This is a genomic window from Kiloniella laminariae (genome assembly GCF_027214005.1).
Taxonomy (GTDB): Bacteria; Pseudomonadota; Alphaproteobacteria; order Kiloniellales; family Kiloniellaceae; genus Kiloniella; species Kiloniella laminariae_A.
Genome location: NZ_JAPWGY010000002.1, coordinates 478723 through 493921, shown reverse-complemented (window position 1 = coordinate 493921; position 15199 = coordinate 478723). Strand labels below are relative to the sequence as shown.

Here is a 15199-nt window from a genome sequence, read left to right as displayed (position 1 = left end):
TTACTGCTTCAGCTGTGCTACAGACATAAAATAGGTATCTCATGGTCTCTAGATAACCCCGAGAGTCTTAATTTTTGCCTTAGGGTGTACTTCATTTTGTGACATGACCACGGTCGTTGGCCTGAAACGCTCGATAATCGAGCGGACATACGGACGGATGACCGGGCTGCTCAGCATAACTGGCGTTTCACCCATCATGGCATGGCGTTCAAAAGTCTGGCGGACTGTTGTGATGAATTCCTGTAACTGGGTCGGAGGCATGGAGAGCTGTTTTTCCTCGCCATCACCAACAAGTGCCTGGGCAAAGGCCTGTTCCCACTGTGGGGATAGGGTGATCATGGGGATGAAACCCTGTTCGTTTTCATTGGCGCTGGAGATCTGCCGCGCCAGTCGTGATCTGACATGTTCGGTGATGAAGGTAGCATTTCTGGTATAGGCACAGGCTTCTGAAATCCCCTCCAGAATTGTTGGTAGATCCCGAATGGAGATGCGTTCGGCCAGCAGATTTTGCAAGACGCGTTGCAAAGCACCGACAGAAATCTGGCTTGGTAACAAATCGGCGATGAGCTTCTGGTGGTCTTCTCCGAGTTCATCAAGCAGCTTTTGCGTTTCCGCGTAAGACAGCAGTTCAGAGATATTGTCTTTAACCACCTCGGTTATATGGGTGGTGATCACGGTTGAGGCATCGACAACTGTATAGCCTCTGAACAGGGCTTCTTCTTTTTGGCTGCTATCGACCCACATGGCGGGCAGCCCGAATGTGGGTTCAACTGTTTCCTCACCAACAAGCTGGATTTTATCGCCACGGGGATCCATCACCAACAGCATGGCAGGGCGCAGTTCCCCGCTTCCTGCGGTAATCTCCTTGATGCGAATAACATAGCTGTTGGCCCCCAGCTGAAGGTTGTCCTGGATCCGGACGGAAGGAAGAACAAATCCAAGTTCCTGGGCGAGTTGACGGCGCAAGCCCTTGATCTGGTCGGTAAGACGCTCGCCGCCTTGCCCATTGATCATGGGCAACAGTCCGTACCCAAGCTCCAGCCGCAGATTGTCGATTTGTAAAGACGCAGAGATAGGTTCTTCTGCCACAGGAGGGGGCGCCGTATCTTTCTTTTGTTTCTGTTCAGCAAGCAGTTCTTTTTTGTTTGTGCCCTGTTTGGAAACCCAACCAAGCCCGCCAGAGATAAAAGCAAGCAGCAGAAAGGGCAAAACGGGTGTGCCGGGTACGGCAGCCAACCCGACCATTAATGCAGCAGATAATCCCAAGGCGCGAGGGTATCCTCCCAGTTGGGCAAAGACAGCCTTGTCAGCAGAACCAACGGAAGTGGTTTTGGAAACGAGAAGACCTGCGGCGGTCGAAACAATGATTGCCGGGATCTGTGAAACCAGACCGTCACCAACTGTCAGGATGGTATAGGATTCAGCGGCATCTCCGATTGCCATATCCTTTTGGGCAACTCCGATGATAATGCCGCCGATCACGTTGATAAAAGTGATGAGAAGCCCGGCAATGGCATCGCCACGAACGAACTTTGAAGCACCGTCCATCGCCCCGAAGAAGTTACTTTCATCTTCCAGAGTTTTCCGGCGCTCCCGGGCATCGGCTTCGTCAATCAATCCGCTGGATAGATCGGCGTCAATTGCCATCTGTTTTCCGGGCATGGCATCCAGGCTGAAACGGGCCGAGACTTCGGCAATACGGCCGGAACCCTTGGTGATGACAATGAAGTTCACAATGACCAGAATGCCAAAGACAATGATCCCGATGACAAAATTGCCGCTCATGACAAAGTTGCCGAAGGCCTGAATAACCTGTCCGGCTGCCGCCGTTCCCTCATGCCCGTTTGCCAGAATCAATCTGGTAGACGCAAGGTTGAGTGATAACCTCAACATGGTGGCGATCAAGAGGATCGTCGGGAAGGAACTGAATTCCAGCGGTCCCTGAATGAAGAGGGACGTCATAAGGATCAGAACCGATAGCGTGATAGACAATGCGAGGGCAATGTCCAGCAGCCAGCTGGGCATAGGCAGGATCAGAACGATCAGAATCGCGACAACGCCAAGAGCAAGAGCGATATCCCCGCGTTTCATTACTTCGATAAAATCGAGGATCGGCTTAGGTAAACCCAGTTTATTTCCGCCCGGTTGTGGACTGGCGTCGGTCATAGAAGTCGTATCACCCTTAAAAGAAAACTAATCTGGCCGTGTCTCAAAGTGAGGGACTCAGGCTGTCATTACCGCCCGGTCCCGTAATTTCAATCCCATCTTCGCTGTACAGTTTCAGCTTGTTTCTCAAGGTCCGGATGGAAATTCCGAGAATATTTGCCGCATGGGTTCTGTTGCCCAGACAATGGTCCAGTGTGTTCAGAATAAGATCCCTTTCCACATCGGCGACGGTTCTTCCAACCATTGCACCCCCGGATGCTTCCGCACCGGACATCGGTTGGGATGATGCAACAGCTTTTCCAGGCGCAGGATATCCGGGAATTGCCGGGGGAACTGCTGGCGGAACCGAGGGTGTCGCGATTGGTGTTGGTCCAAAGGTGGCGCTTCCTGTCAGCATGATTGCTTCAGGGCTGATCAGGTTGTCACGAGACAGCAGTACGGCTCGGTGCATGGTATTTTCCAGCTCGCGAACGTTTCCACGCCAGTGGTGTTGCAGAAGCTGATGTTTGGCTTCGGGGGTCAGGGCGGGTTTGGCGATGCCGTTGGACTTCGCATATTTTCCAATGAAATGTTCAGCCAGGATCTCGATATCCAGCGGCCTTTCCCGCAACGCAGGCATCTCGATATTCACCACATTCAGGCGGTAATAGAGATCTTCCCTGAAGTTGCCTTTTTTGACTTCCTCTTCCAGGTTCCTGTTCGAGGTGGCCAGCAGGCGGATATCAACCTTGATCGGCTGGGTTCCGCCAACGCGATCAATTTCCCTCTCCTGTACCGCACGCAACAGCTTTGCCTGCAGGCGGGGATGCATCTCTGATATCTCATCCAGCAGCAAGGTGCCGCCATTGGCTTCTTCAAATTTTCCGATACGGCGTGCAATAGCACCGGTAAAGGCACCTTTTTCATGGCCAAACAGCTCTGATTCCAAAAGATTTTCAGGGATTGCAGCGCAGTTTACAGAAATAAAGTGATTTTTGGCCCGTTTCGATTTTGAATGCAGATAACGGGACATGACCTCTTTACCGGTTCCACTTTCTCCTGTGACCAGGACACTGGCATCAGAAGGAGCAATCTGTTCTGCCAGCCGTAAAACGGCTGCGGTAGCAGGGTCCTTGAAAACAAGAGCAGTGGTTTCTTCGGTAACCGCGGCCAGAACCGCGGCGATCAATTCGGCGTCAGGTGGCAGAGGAATGTACTCTTTTGCCCCAGAGCGGATTGCATCACCGGCTTTCGAAGGTTGTGTGCCGATACCGCAGGCAATAACGGGCACAGAAAAACGTTCGGCCAAAAGGTTCTTGCAGAGGGTATCGATGTCGAGGTCAATATCGACCAGCAGCAGATCTGCTCCCTGACCGGTACGAAGCGAAGACATGGCTTGGTTTATATCATCGACAGTTGCCACTTTAGCTCCTCGCTCAAAGGCGATTTTTCCGGCGGTAATCATGTGACCTTCAAGCGAGCCAACAATCAATAGACGCATTATTTACTCTCCTGGTGGACGATTTTTGTGTGGATCGGCTCAATCAAAATAATTCACTCTCTGGTCTGGAGGGAGAATGGTGTTCATCATTATTTCCAGACGCCTCGGGTTTTCCTGGCGTCCAATGGAGCAGATTCCGATCGCATAGATCTGGTTAACAGTTGCTTCAACCTGCGAGATACGCTCGAGTTTGGCGGCAAGAGGGTTGAAAACCATGTTGGACAGGATTGCACCATAAAAAGTTGTCAACAGAGCCACTGCCATACTTGGGCCGATGGTACTGGGATCTTCCAGATTACTCAGCATCTGAACCAGCCCGACAAGGGTGCCAATCAGCCCCATGGCCGGGGCGACTTCCCCGGCCCGCCTGAGAATACTGGCGGCGCGCTGGTGGCGGGTCTGGATCGCCTGTACCTGCTGTTCCAGTACAGCTTCAAGCTGCTCGGGAGTGATCCCGTCAACAAGCATTCCGGTCGCTCTGTGCAGGAAGGCGCTGTTTTTGATATCAACAAGGTGTTTTTGCAGGGAGAGAATACTGTTTCGCCGGGCCTGATCGGCAAGAAACAAGACCTGCATGGCGGCATTACTTGGCATTTCCGAATGATAGATCGCTGCCTTGACCATGGTTTTCTGGGCCCTGACAATTTCATCAAAAGTAAATGATGTTGTCGTGACCAGAAACGTCCCGCCAATAACAATGAGGATCGAGGGCAGGTTAAAAAACGAACCTGCGGATCCACCGAGGAACATGGCAATCAGGATTGTCAGGAAAGCGCCTCCAATACCGACAAGTGTGGCATAGTCAACCTTGGCCTCTGATTGTGGGCGGCTGGGGCCTTGCGGGCTAACTGTGCTTGGTGTCGTTGTAGTGGTATTGGCCATATCAGGCGCTGCTCCATCAAAATTCTAATGAAAATCACAGAGTTTGTTTCAAGAGGACATTCCACCGTGTCATTTCATGGAAGGTGATTCCATGGATAACCTCTGTGGTTCATCCCTGTGAAGAAAACCTAGTTGCGATCCATCTTGATAATTTCTGTCATGGTGACACCCAGGCGGTTTTCCACAACAACAACCTCTCCACGGGCAACAAGACGGTTGTTCACATAGATGTCGATGGCTTCCCCGACTTTTCTGTCGAGTTCTATAACGGCACCGCGTCCAAGCTTCAGCAACTGGCTGACCTGCATATTCGCCTTGCCCAGTATAGCTGAAACCTGAACAGGAATGTCGTAAACAGCCTCAAGCTCTTTGGCATTGGTCGGCGGTCTTCCACCGGCCTCAGGCATGTCGAATTCATCTTCCATCTCTGGCATGTCAGGGGCGGAGGAGAAAGCATCGTCTGCTGCACCCATCGTCTGATCTTCTGTGTCTTCGTCACTCATTCGGCAACCTCATTGGTTGGTGCACCTGTCGTATCAGAAGTATCCTTGGGCACTGTGTTGTTCCCGGTCTGGCCGGGTCCTTCTATCGGCTTGATTATCCGATTAAGAATTGTTTCGATTTCTGCCAGCATCTCGGCACTGTTGCGTTCTGCGCCACCCTCTGCCCATTCGACCAGAACATCACCGGGCTGCATTGCTGGTTCAGAAAGGAACACCAGTCTGCCGGTAAATCCGCTTTGTCCTGCAATTTTTTGCAGCTGGGTCTGGACATCATCAAGAATGGTGTCCGCAACACGAACTACCAGACGAGGCTCTTGGGGAAGACGATCCAGGCACTCCTTAAAGACAAGAGTGATTTCTTCAAGTCCTCTGGTTTTGTCCAGGGTCGGAAACAGTTTTTTTATTGCTTTCATGGCAATGTCCAGAGTTACCGTTTGCAGTTCCTCGACCTTGCCCGAGTATTCCTTTTCTATCGTGGCCAGCTGTTGAGCGACTGTGTCTAGCGCCTGCCGTGTCAGGGCTTCATTCATCTGCGCAGCCTGTTCCATGGCTTCATTTCGGCCAGCAGCCATTCCCTCATCATAGGCTGCCTGTCTAAGTAACTCTACTTCCTGCAGTGGCATTGTCTCTTCAGGGACAGACAAGGCTTCCTCGGGGGCAGGTGGCGGAGCCTCCTTTTCGGCCAGGCTGGTTTTATCACTAACAAAACCACCGTTTTTGTTGCTGGCAGTTTTCCCTGACCCTTCTTTTTTTTCGAAAGAGTTATTAAAGAGAAATTTCGAATTTGGCTGTGACACTGATGCGTCTCCTAATAGACCAGCTCGTCTTCGCCTTTGGAATCAGCGAGTACGATGTCCCCTTTTTCAGCCAGATCTTTTGCGATTGTGACCATGTACATCTGGGCTTCATCAACATCCTTAAGCCGGATGGGGCCCATTGCCTGCATGTCTTCTTTCATAATCTTTGCTGCACGTTCTGACATGTTGGAGAAGAACAGTTCGCGCAAAGTTTCGGAGGAACCTTTGAGAGCAATGGCCAACTTGTCTTTTTCAGCCGCGCTGAGAAGAGTCTGGACCCCGCCTGGATCAAGATTGCTGAGATCCTCGAAGGTAAACATCAGAGCCTTGATTCGTTCTGCGGAATCCTTGTTGCGTTCTTCGAGGGCATTCATAAAGCGGCTCTCCACATTCCGGTCAAGGAAGTTGAAGATATCGGCCATCATCTCGTGAGAATCCCGACGGTTTGTTCGGGCAAGGTTGGACATGAACTCGTTTCTCAGCGTGCGTTCAACATCGTCAAGGACATCCTTCTGCACTGCTTCCATCCGCAACATACGCATCACGACCTCCATGGCAAAGGGTTCGGGCAGCAGACCCAAAACCCTTGAAGCATGTTCAGGTTTTACTTTGGAAAGGATCACGGCAACAGTCTGGGGGTATTCGTTTTTCAAATAGTTCGCGAGGACGTTTTCGTTAACGTTGGCCAGTTTTTCCCACATGGTCCGACCCGCAGGGCCACGGATTTCTTCCATGATGGTATCAACGCGGTCCCGATCAAGCACTTTCATCAGCAGGCGCTCGGTACTGTCGTAACTACCGACAATCGTCCCGGTGGTCGAGATCTGATCCGCAAATTCAACAAGCAGACGTTCGATCAACTGCGCACTCACGGTTCCGAGTGTTGCCATGATCTGTGACAGTTCTCGGATTTCATCGTCTTCCATCAGCGCAAAAATCTGAGCAGTTTGGGACTCACCAAGGGCCATCACCAAAAGCGCTGCTTTCTCGGGGCCGGTCATTGTTCTGTAGTCGTCGCGCATATGCTTGCTCTTTACTGGTATTTCAAATGTCGTTGCGAAGCAGGATCAGCCCTTGTTTCTTTCCTGATACAGCCAACCGCGAATAATCTGAACGGCTTCTTCCGGGTGTTTTTCGACAATCTCGCCAATCTTGTTCAAAGAAGAAGCCCTGACACGACCCTCGACCTTGTTCATGTCGATCATCTGTTCAATTTCAGAGGATACTTTCTCACTGTCAGACTGGGTCATGGCCCCCTCTGATCCTTGCGAGATGAGAAGTGGTGTACCATCGGCCCCGATTTGTGCAGGCATTCCCGGAATGAGGGGAGATCCAGCCATTCCTGGAGGGGCGGCAACAACCATTGGCTGTCCATTCGGGCCGGTTACTGTAATTGTTCCGCTGCCACCTTCGCCAGAGGGGGCGAAATCACCATCGATTACCCGGCTGACCAGAGGACGAACGACCAGTAGCAGGATGAGAATTGCGACGACGCCAAGGACAAAGAGTTCTGCAAAACGCATCATGTCTTCCTTGCCCATTCCGAGGAGGCCGTCTTCTGGCAAGAGCAGGGGATCAACATCGGCAAAGCGGAAGTTGGCAATCTCGACCTTGTCTCCCCGGGTTTCATCAAACCCGACTGCCGAGCGGACAATAGCATCGAGTGAAGCAACTTCTTCCGGGCTTCTGGTTTCGAATGTGCGGGTACCATCCTCTGCAATTGTACTGATGTCATTGACCAGAACGGCAACGGAAAGACGCCGGATAGATCCGGTTTCGTGAACACGGGTCTTGATAATCTTGGAGTTTTCGTAGTTGACGGTTTCTTCTGTACGCGAAGAGTTGCTCTGGGCTCCACCGGCGGCACCAAGCTGGCCCAGGTTGGCATCTGGAAGGTTGTTGCCGACAGTTATGCCATCATTGCCGGCGTTATCTGCCTCGTTGGCACTTTCCTCGACTGTCTGGGTCGAGAGGATGACCTGCCCGTCAGGATCGAAAGTTTCTGAGTTTTCAGTAACGCGATCAAAATCCATTTCTGCGGTAATCTGAACCCGGGCATTGCCGCGACCCACATAGCGTTCCAGCAATTCTTCAACCGTGCGCATCAATCGGGTTTCGTAAGCCACGCGACGCTCGTCGGCCGTACTGGTCAACTGGTTCAGATCACCTTCGTCCCCACCACGGGCAAGGAGATTTCCCTTGTCATCAATAATTGAAACATTGTTGGGTTTCATGCCGGGTACCGCGGCGGCTATCAGGTGCTGTATCGAGAGGATCTGTTGTTTGTCCAGCAGGAAACTGCCCTGTGTCGTCACAACCACGGAGGCCGTCGGGGACTGTTTGTCCCGGCTGAAGAGTTCTCTTTGCGGCAGGACGAGATGGACCCGGGCCTGTTTGATTCGGGTTATTGATTTGACGGTTCGGGACAGTTCGCCTTCAAGCGCTCTGAGGTGATTGATGTTCTGGACAAAGCTGGTTGTGCCAAGGGCTTCTGACTGGTCAAAAATCTCATAGCCGATTGATCCTCCGCTGGGGAGACCCTTTTCAGCCATGGCAACCCGCATTCTGGCAACCTGATTACCGGGAACATAAATGGTATTGCCCGCAGGAGAAAGTTTGTAGGGAATTTCCAGCTGTTCAAGCTCGCTGATAATCTGGCCGCTTTCCTGAGGATCCAGATCACCATAGAGCAAGGCCATCTCGGGTGTGGCAACACGACCTGTGAGGTATATGAAAAACGCAATAATCGCCGCAGCAACTGCAGCCATTATCCCCAGCCGGATGGGGCCGAGATTTTTCAATGTATCAACGAATGTGTTCACTGCCGCTAAGTCCGAATTGTTAACAAGCCATCAGCAGGTAACAAAACCTGCTTACATAAACCTATAGTTATTCGGTAAAGAGGACGTTAACAAAGGAAAAAATTGCCTAGTGGTAGGAAAAAATTGCCGGGAGGGTGTTTTGAGCTATTCTTGATAAGTTACAATTGCTTAGACTTAAGGTATCTATTGTGGATCTGTAAATGTTGATCCCTTGAGAAAATAAATTTTTAATTCCAGCTATAGTGCTTCCCAGAAATTCAGATTTTAGCCGAAGATTTTGTTTCTGCGTCGTTTCTGTATTGCTGAAGACGCGTTGTCCTCAAGCCGCGTAAACCGTGATTTTCAATAAGTCTCTGCCAGGAGAGAAACTCTTCCAGCGACAGCTTGTATCGCTTGCAGGCATCTTCAAGGCTGATCAGGCCTGTCCGTACACCTGCGACTACCTGAGCCTTGCGCCGGATCACCCAGCGTTTGGTTTCTGGGGGAGGAAGGTCGTCGAGTGAGAGTGGCAAAGTTGTTGTATCTGAAACAGCTGCCCGTCGCTTTAAGCTGCTAGACGGCATCGTGTCGGTCTCCGGTTCTATCGAATAGCAGGACCTTTTTAACGCATGGATATTGAAAAACTATTAATATCAATAATTTAGACAATTTATCTTAAATTTTATGTATTTTATTTTTTATCTTTGAACACAAAGATCTAGGTACAAAAAAGCGGCCACTCGCCAGGAGTGACCGCTTGAAAATATATTTTATAAATCTTAGCTTACTTTTTATCTGGCGATTCTGATCAGTTCATCCAGCATCTCGTCAGCAGTTGTGATAATTTTTGCACTGGCTGAATAGGCGCGTTGTGTGACGATCATGTTGGTGAATTCTTCAGCAAGATCGATGTTGGAAGCTTCAAGCGAGGCTGAAGCCAGCAAGCCTGCCCCCCCGATTTTGGGACGGTTCAACAGGAAGTTTCCGGACTCAGAGGTTGGGCTATATGCGTTCCCGGTTCTACCTTCCAATCCGTTGGGGTTTGGAAACAGGGCAAGGGGAAGCTGGGATATATCAAGCTGTTCTCCGTTATCAAACAGGGCAGTAACGATACCTTCGTCACTGATCGAGACACCACGGAAGTTTCCGAAGGTCACACCATCCTGCTCGATCTGGGTGACGACAAAGTTCCCACTGAACTGGGTGATCCCATCGGCCTGTCCAATAGTACCAGGGTCAAGGGCAATGGTACTGGCTGCTGCACCGATGGTGGGATTCCAGGCAATCTGCAGATCTGGCATGGTGATTGTCGCAGGGCGTCCACTGGCAAAGGTAATGGTTCGGATCGCAGGTGTTACTGTACCACTGCTTGCACCATTAAGAGTCGGGTTCTGGGGGAACATTTCCCAGGTGTTTGAACCGGTTTTTCTAAAGAGCAGATCCATGTTGTGGGCGTTACCCAGATCGTCAAACACCTGGACTGTTGCGGTGTGTTCTGCTGGTGCTGTTCCGCCAACCTGGAGGATCTGGGTTGCGTTAAAGACTGTACCGATCTGGGTCATGCGGTTGGTACTGCCTGCTGAACCAATATCGACGGTCAAAGGAGAAACCGCCGCACCGGAGTTCCAGGTGTACGTCGGTGTAACTGCAGGCACCGGAGCATCTGGCAACCCTGTGCCCGGGTTAAAGTTTACAACATAGGGTCCACCGACGACACTACCACTTGCCACCCCGTTGATGGTGGGGTTTTGAGGCGTTACCGACCATTGATCAGCAGCTGTTTTTGTCCAGAGAAATGACGTAGTCTGGGCATTCCCCAAGGAGTCATAGACAACAGTTGAAACCGTTTCTGTCGCCCCTACAAGGGCTGTACTGGAAAGGTTGGCTTGCATGGAGACGCCAGTCGAGGCCACAGGAACTGCGCCAGTCGAGGGCAGGTTGAGCCCCAGTTCGAGGTTTGTTGTCGGGCGAGCTGCACCATTCAGGTTCGATATATTGACCGTTGACAGGCCTGCGGTTGTGGCCGCACTTGTTGGCGGAGTGGAGCCGGTAGTGATCGGCCATCCCTGGAGATAATATCCGCCAGCATTGACCAGATCACCGCTGGCATCAGGTCGGAACGATCCTGCACGGGTGAAGAGGTACTGGGTGTTGGTGCCAGCTGCAGCACGGTCACTAACAACAAAGAAACCATTCCCGGCCACGGCCAGGTCAGTGGCAGCTGCTGTTGCCTGAAGCTGTCCTTGCTTGTCTATGTTACGAAGGGGGGCCGAACGGACGCCACCGGGCGAATACTTCGTCTGACTGGCAGACTGGGCGACCAGGGTGGAGAACCGGGCCGAAACACCTTTGTAGCCAATGGTATTCACGTTGGAGATGTTATCTGAAATCATCCCCATGGCGTTACTCTGGGCGGAAAGCCCTGATACACCTGAATAGAGGGCACCGTAAATACTCATGATCCAATCTCCCTATGCGTGAAAGTCGTCGCGAGGCCCTCTGAGCCTGTTGCAGGGTTATTAACGGGGTGTGTGTGTGTGTTCATCTCAGCTACTCCCGCTCGCGGGTTTCTGGAGAACGGCCTGAACATTTTCAAGCGGAATTTCGACTTCGCCCAAATTCAGGACAACAGTGCCATTGCTCATTTGAACGCCAGTGACAGTGCCCTTGATTCCCTGAGCTGTCTGAATGACCTTGTCATCACTGTCAGTTGCGACAACGGCAAAACCATAGAGGCCTTTTTCCAGAGGATTGCCGCTTTCATCGTTTCCATCCCAGTGGATCTCGTGCTGCCCGGCTGTCAAGGAGCCGTTGAGAACCCGAACCGTTTTGCCAGTAGCGTCAATAATCTTGATCTCTGTTTTTGCAGAATTTCCTGTCAGGGCGTAGGCAATATCTGCGCCACTGTCGTCCAGATTAAGGACAATGCTGTCTGCCTTGATAACATTGCCGACATACCCCAGTGCAGAACTCAGCTGACTGTTGCCCTGAAGGGCAATCAGGCTGTCCAGTTTGGTATTTGTGTTCAGCGCGGCCTCAGTTTGTGAGAACTGGGTAAGCTGATTGACGAATTCATTGTTGTCTGTCGGATTCAAAGGATCCTGGTTCTTGAGTTGTGTCGTCAAGAGCTTGAGGAACATGTCGAATGTACTGTTCAGCGAGGTTCCACCAGTGAGAGAACCTGAATCACTCGTGTTCTTGTAGGTGACGCCATTTACCGGGGCGGGGCCTTGTACTGCTGTATCCATGGTTTTTCTCCCGTCCTTCGGTTAAATACTGATGTCCAGGTCGCCATCGTGCCTTGAGACAATGGGGTTTTGTTGTGGCAGGTCGTTTTCTGCCATATCAGTGTCTGAGCTTTGGCTGTCATCTTGGCTGGCGGCAAAGGCACTGCGGTCACCCGATGCACCGTTCTGATCGCCATTTTGCTTGAGATTGAAGCTCAGGCTCTGGCCGTCTGTTTTCAAGCCAGCATCCTGAAGGGCTTTTTCAAGCAGGCGTGAATCTCTTTGCAGCAAATCCAGCGTATCAGGACGTTCAGCACTGATCATGGCTTTCATGACACCGTTCTCGGCAATTTCAAGTTTCACATCAACTCGTCCGAGTTCAGAGGGGTGCAGTTTGATTGAAATACTGTCTTTATTCTCTCCAACTGCTTTCTTGATGGATATTGATAGCTGGTCCGATGCGGTGACGTTCAGCGTCTTTTGCGGCTTCAGTTCTGTTGTCAATCCAGAGGCGCCAGCTGTCCGTGTCGCATTGTGCAAAGTTTCGGTAAAGCCATTGACGGCTGTTGTTGTCGAAGCAGGTTTGGCACCAGCGGCTGCGCCAATCTCTGTGCGCGCAAGGTTGTTACCATTCTGCGATTGGGCGTTGTTGTTGGTCCCCTGTCCAGATGTATTGGCCATGACAGCCTGTGGGTTGGGGCCCTGAGAAGCTGTTTTGGCTGCGCCTGTTTCTGGACCAGCTAAGGCAGAGGTGCTTTTCCCATTGTTACTCTGTGCGGCTGCGCCAGCGGTCGCCGCTGTCGTCGTCTCTGATGTGTTTATCGCCGAGACGCTGGCTGCAGCAGTCAGGTTACTTGTTGGTTGGGATGTGACCGCCGCCTGGGTTACCTGAACCGAAGGGGTAGCAGCTTTCCCAGCAGCTGTTGTGTCACCCTGGGTAACAGCTGTTCCAGAAGGAAGCTGCTGAGGAGCCTGTGCTGTCTGTTGTGTAGGGCCGCCTGGAACCGCAGCCGTTTGAACAGCGGATATCCGGCCCTGACCAACTGCGGGATCTGAGACCTGGGCTTTGGCCGTTTCGACGGCTACAACATCAGGTGTTTTTGTCTCGGACTCATTTTGCCGGGCAGATCTTTCTTCCCGAGGACGTTCTTCAGCCTGGCTTTCTACAGATTTCTCGGTCTGTTCCTCTGGGGCGATTTCTGTCTTCTCGTTGAGAGAGGCAGATTTATCTTCCTCATCATGAGTTACGTTTTTCCGGCCACGATGAGTTTCGGAGGATTCACGAAGTCTTCTGTCATCGCGGTTTGATGAAGCATCCTGTTCCAAATGCCACGTCGGTTTGTTGAACAGCTGGTTGAGTGCTGCTGTGTCGTGCTTCAGAACGGGGGATGCCACTGGTGTTTTTGCTGTAGTCTTCGTGCCACTGAGAAAGTCACTAAAGGCCTGTGCGGCTTGTGAAGCCTGCGTCGACTGGGCAGCTTTGCCCGCGGCCTGGGGTGACGTGGTGCGATTGGTCTCAATTGAATAGTTGTTCATCTGCCTGTCCTTGACCTATGCCAGATGTAATCCGGAGCGTTGGTGTTTCTGCAAAGCCGAATGTGGCCAGGCAAAACATTCTTCCTCCAGAGAAGGGTATAATGTTGTCCAGATCTGCCGGAACGAGATCATCAATGCGAGGGCTTCTCTGGCAGAAGCCAGATCGTTCTTTACATTGGTTCTGGTCATGTTGGCGATCAGACTGAGATAGGTCTGGGTAAAGGCGCTTCGTACTCCTTCAGAGATGTCTGCTTTCATCTCCTGTTCAATACTGTCCATGAGGGCTGTTGCCTTCATTGTTGCATTGAAGCGTTTTTCGATCTGGAGTGTGGTGACAGCTTCCTTGGCTTCGCCGAGGGCATTGATAACCTGATTGATCAACATCAGGACTTCGCTGGGCGAGGTGTCCATGCTGCTCAAACCTGTTGCTGTATTTCCTGGCTGCCACTGCATTTTACATCCAATCTATCTCGAGTGATAAAATCTCCCGAATAGTTATGCAAAGCTTGGGCCATTTTTTCACTTGATTTAACCTGTTGTATTAAAAGATAAATTTTTAATGTTCTTTGGCTTTAGGTAAAGTGTGCCGGGAAGTTTTGCCCGATGATGACAAAATTGCCGTGTAAGAAATGTGAGTGGGGAGGGCTGTCGCGTAACAGCGGCCAGAGTACAGAAAAATCCTGCTTCCTTGAGTGCAGCGTTAATACAGGAGCTTGATGAGGTATTCGCCATATTGGCTTTTTTGGTACTGTGTTGCCTTCTTTCTTAATTGCTCTTTAGTAATATATTTCATGTTGAAGGCGACTTCTTCGAGGCAGCAGATTTTGATGCCTTGGCGGTCTTCGATGATTTTAAAAAAATTCGAGGCATCCATCAGAGAAGTAACTGTTCCTGCGTCAAGCCAGGTTGACCCCCGAGAAAGGAATGTCGCTTTCAGCTTTCCTGCTTTGAGATAGACATTGTTTAAATCGGTAATTTCAAGCTCGCCACGTGGAGAGGGTTCTAGTTCTCTTGCGAGTTTTACGACCTGGTTATCGTAAAAGTACAGACCGATGGCCGCAATGCTGGATTTTGGGTTCTCGGGTTTCTCCTCAATCGAGAGAACGTTATTGTCTGTATCGTATTCGATAACGCCAAACTGTTCGGGGTTTCTTGTTCTGGCGCCTACAATGTAGGCACCCTCTGTTAGATTCAGGCAGTCACCCCAAACCATTTTGAGCTGTCCCCAATAGAGGATGTTGTCCCCGAGAATAAGGCAGACCGGTTCCTGTCCGATAAAATCAGCACCGATGATGAAAGCATCAGGCAAACCTCTTGGCTCTTTCTGTTCTGCATATTGAAGGGAGATACCGTAATCACTGCCATCCCCGAGATTGGCTTTTATCGCAGGCAGGTCTTTAGGAGTGCTGATGATCAGGATCTCTTTGATGCCCAGCAACATGAGTGTGGCGAGGGGGTAGTGGAGCATGGGTTTGTCGTAAACCGGCAAGAGCTGCTTGCAGACCACATCTGTAAGCGGTTTGAGCCTGGTGCCGGTGCCCCCTGCGAGAATTATGCCTCGTCTGATCATGTGTTCGGTACCTTTGCCTTATCCTTGTGGGCCTTTGTATCTATTGTCGCAAGTTTCTTCCCGATTTCCAAGTTTCTTCACGATTTCAGTGACTTCTTTTTTGCCAATGCTTCTGTAGATAAAAGATTCATCTCGATCCTGTTCTGAGTTGGGTTTCCCGTTTGGTCAATTAGGGCTGGTTTATTAACGTTGATAGGAATTGTTTTCCTCTAAGGGGGTAAAAAATGTCTTCTTCCC

At 51.0% G+C, this 15199-nt stretch carries 13 protein-coding genes; all 13 read right to left on the bottom strand.

Features of this window, described 5'->3' with window-relative positions; all coding sequences use genetic code 11:
* Positions 1 to 48: 48 nt before the first annotated feature.
* The 13 genes from flhA to rfbA all read right to left on the bottom strand — a co-directional run bounded on the left by flhA (position 49) and on the right by rfbA (position 14962).
* Positions 49 to 2166, bottom strand: coding sequence for a flagellar biosynthesis protein FlhA (gene flhA / locus O4H49_RS07035; RefSeq protein ID WP_269422721.1), 2118 nt, complete (start codon positions 2164 to 2166; stop codon positions 49 to 51).
* 43 nt (positions 2167 to 2209) lie between these two features.
* Positions 2210 to 3646, bottom strand: coding sequence for a sigma-54-dependent transcriptional regulator (locus O4H49_RS07030; RefSeq protein WP_269422720.1), 1437 nt, complete (start codon positions 3644 to 3646; stop codon positions 2210 to 2212).
* Between the two features lie 39 nt (positions 3647 to 3685).
* A complete protein-coding gene (locus tag O4H49_RS07025) occupies positions 3686 to 4528 on the bottom strand; it encodes a motility protein A (RefSeq protein WP_269422719.1) in 843 nt (280 codons plus the stop codon).
* Between the two features lie 128 nt (positions 4529 to 4656).
* Positions 4657 to 5031: a flagellar motor switch protein FliN gene (gene fliN, locus O4H49_RS07020; RefSeq protein WP_419715213.1), complete on the bottom strand. Its 375-nt coding sequence runs from the start codon at positions 5029 to 5031 to the stop codon at positions 4657 to 4659.
* The gene (locus tag O4H49_RS07015; RefSeq protein WP_269422718.1) at positions 5028 to 5828 is read right to left on the bottom strand and encodes a FliH/SctL family protein; all 801 of its coding nucleotides are present in this window, start codon (positions 5826 to 5828) and stop codon (positions 5028 to 5030) included. Before O4H49_RS07015 ends, fliN begins: the two co-directional genes overlap by 4 nt.
* Positions 5829 to 5839: 11 nt before the next feature.
* Positions 5840 to 6850 (bottom strand): flagellar motor switch protein FliG, encoded by a 1011-nt coding sequence (fliG, locus tag O4H49_RS07010; RefSeq protein WP_033405992.1) that lies wholly within the window; start codon positions 6848 to 6850, stop codon positions 5840 to 5842.
* 45 nt (positions 6851 to 6895) lie between these two features.
* Positions 6896 to 8650 (bottom strand): flagellar basal-body MS-ring/collar protein FliF, encoded by a 1755-nt coding sequence (gene fliF, locus O4H49_RS07005; RefSeq protein WP_269422717.1) that lies wholly within the window; start codon positions 8648 to 8650, stop codon positions 6896 to 6898.
* Positions 8651 to 8907: 257 nt separating this feature from the next.
* Positions 8908 to 9213 carry a DUF1153 domain-containing protein gene (locus tag O4H49_RS07000; protein ID WP_020592211.1) on the bottom strand — a complete coding sequence of 102 codons (306 nt, stop codon included), beginning with the start codon at positions 9211 to 9213 and terminating at the stop codon, positions 8908 to 8910.
* Positions 9214 to 9420: 207 nt separating this feature from the next.
* Positions 9421 to 11088 carry a flagellar hook protein FlgE gene (locus O4H49_RS06995; protein ID WP_269422716.1) on the bottom strand — a complete coding sequence of 556 codons (1668 nt, stop codon included), beginning with the start codon at positions 11086 to 11088 and terminating at the stop codon, positions 9421 to 9423.
* A gap of 87 nt (positions 11089 to 11175) precedes the next feature.
* Positions 11176 to 11877, bottom strand: coding sequence for a flagellar hook assembly protein FlgD (locus O4H49_RS06990; protein ID WP_269422715.1), 702 nt, complete (start codon positions 11875 to 11877; stop codon positions 11176 to 11178).
* A 21-nt stretch (positions 11878 to 11898) separates the two neighbouring features.
* The gene (locus O4H49_RS06985; RefSeq protein ID WP_269422714.1) at positions 11899 to 13392 is read right to left on the bottom strand and encodes a flagellar hook-length control protein FliK; all 1494 of its coding nucleotides are present in this window, start codon (positions 13390 to 13392) and stop codon (positions 11899 to 11901) included.
* A 15-nt stretch (positions 13393 to 13407) separates the two neighbouring features.
* The gene (locus tag O4H49_RS06980; protein ID WP_269422713.1) at positions 13408 to 13845 is read right to left on the bottom strand and encodes a flagellar protein FliS; all 438 of its coding nucleotides are present in this window, start codon (positions 13843 to 13845) and stop codon (positions 13408 to 13410) included.
* A 247-nt stretch (positions 13846 to 14092) separates the two neighbouring features.
* Positions 14093 to 14962, bottom strand: a complete 870-nt coding sequence (gene rfbA, locus O4H49_RS06975) for a glucose-1-phosphate thymidylyltransferase RfbA (RefSeq protein WP_269422712.1) — start codon at positions 14960 to 14962, stop codon at positions 14093 to 14095.
* Between the last annotated feature and the right edge of the window lie 237 nt (positions 14963 to 15199).

Bases quoted from the DNA above. Each gene is read 5' to 3' on its own strand.
- O4H49_RS07025 (WP_269422719.1), bottom strand. From the start codon at position 4,528: ATGGCCAATACCACTACAACGACACCAAGCACAGTTAGCCCGCAAGGC.
- O4H49_RS07000 (WP_020592211.1), bottom strand. From the start codon at position 9,213: ATGCCGTCTAGCAGCTTAAAGCGACGGGCAGCTGTTTCAGATACAACA.
- O4H49_RS06980 (WP_269422713.1), bottom strand. From the start codon at position 13,845: ATGCAGTGGCAGCCAGGAAATACAGCAACAGGTTTGAGCAGCATGGAC.
- fliN (WP_419715213.1), bottom strand. From the start codon at position 5,031: ATGAGTGACGAAGACACAGAAGATCAGACGATGGGTGCAGCAGACGAT.
- rfbA (WP_269422712.1), bottom strand. From the start codon at position 14,962: ATGATCAGACGAGGCATAATTCTCGCAGGGGGCACCGGCACCAGGCTC.
- O4H49_RS06995 (WP_269422716.1), bottom strand. From the start codon at position 11,088: ATGAGTATTTACGGTGCCCTCTATTCAGGTGTATCAGGGCTTTCCGCC.
- O4H49_RS06985 (WP_269422714.1), bottom strand. From the start codon at position 13,392: ATGAACAACTATTCAATTGAGACCAATCGCACCACGTCACCCCAGGCC.
- O4H49_RS06990 (WP_269422715.1), bottom strand. From the start codon at position 11,877: ATGGATACAGCAGTACAAGGCCCCGCCCCGGTAAATGGCGTCACCTAC.
- fliG (WP_033405992.1), bottom strand. From the start codon at position 6,850: ATGCGCGACGACTACAGAACAATGACCGGCCCCGAGAAAGCAGCGCTT.
- flhA (WP_269422721.1), bottom strand. From the start codon at position 2,166: ATGACCGACGCCAGTCCACAACCGGGCGGAAATAAACTGGGTTTACCT.
- O4H49_RS07030 (WP_269422720.1), bottom strand. From the start codon at position 3,646: ATGCGTCTATTGATTGTTGGCTCGCTTGAAGGTCACATGATTACCGCC.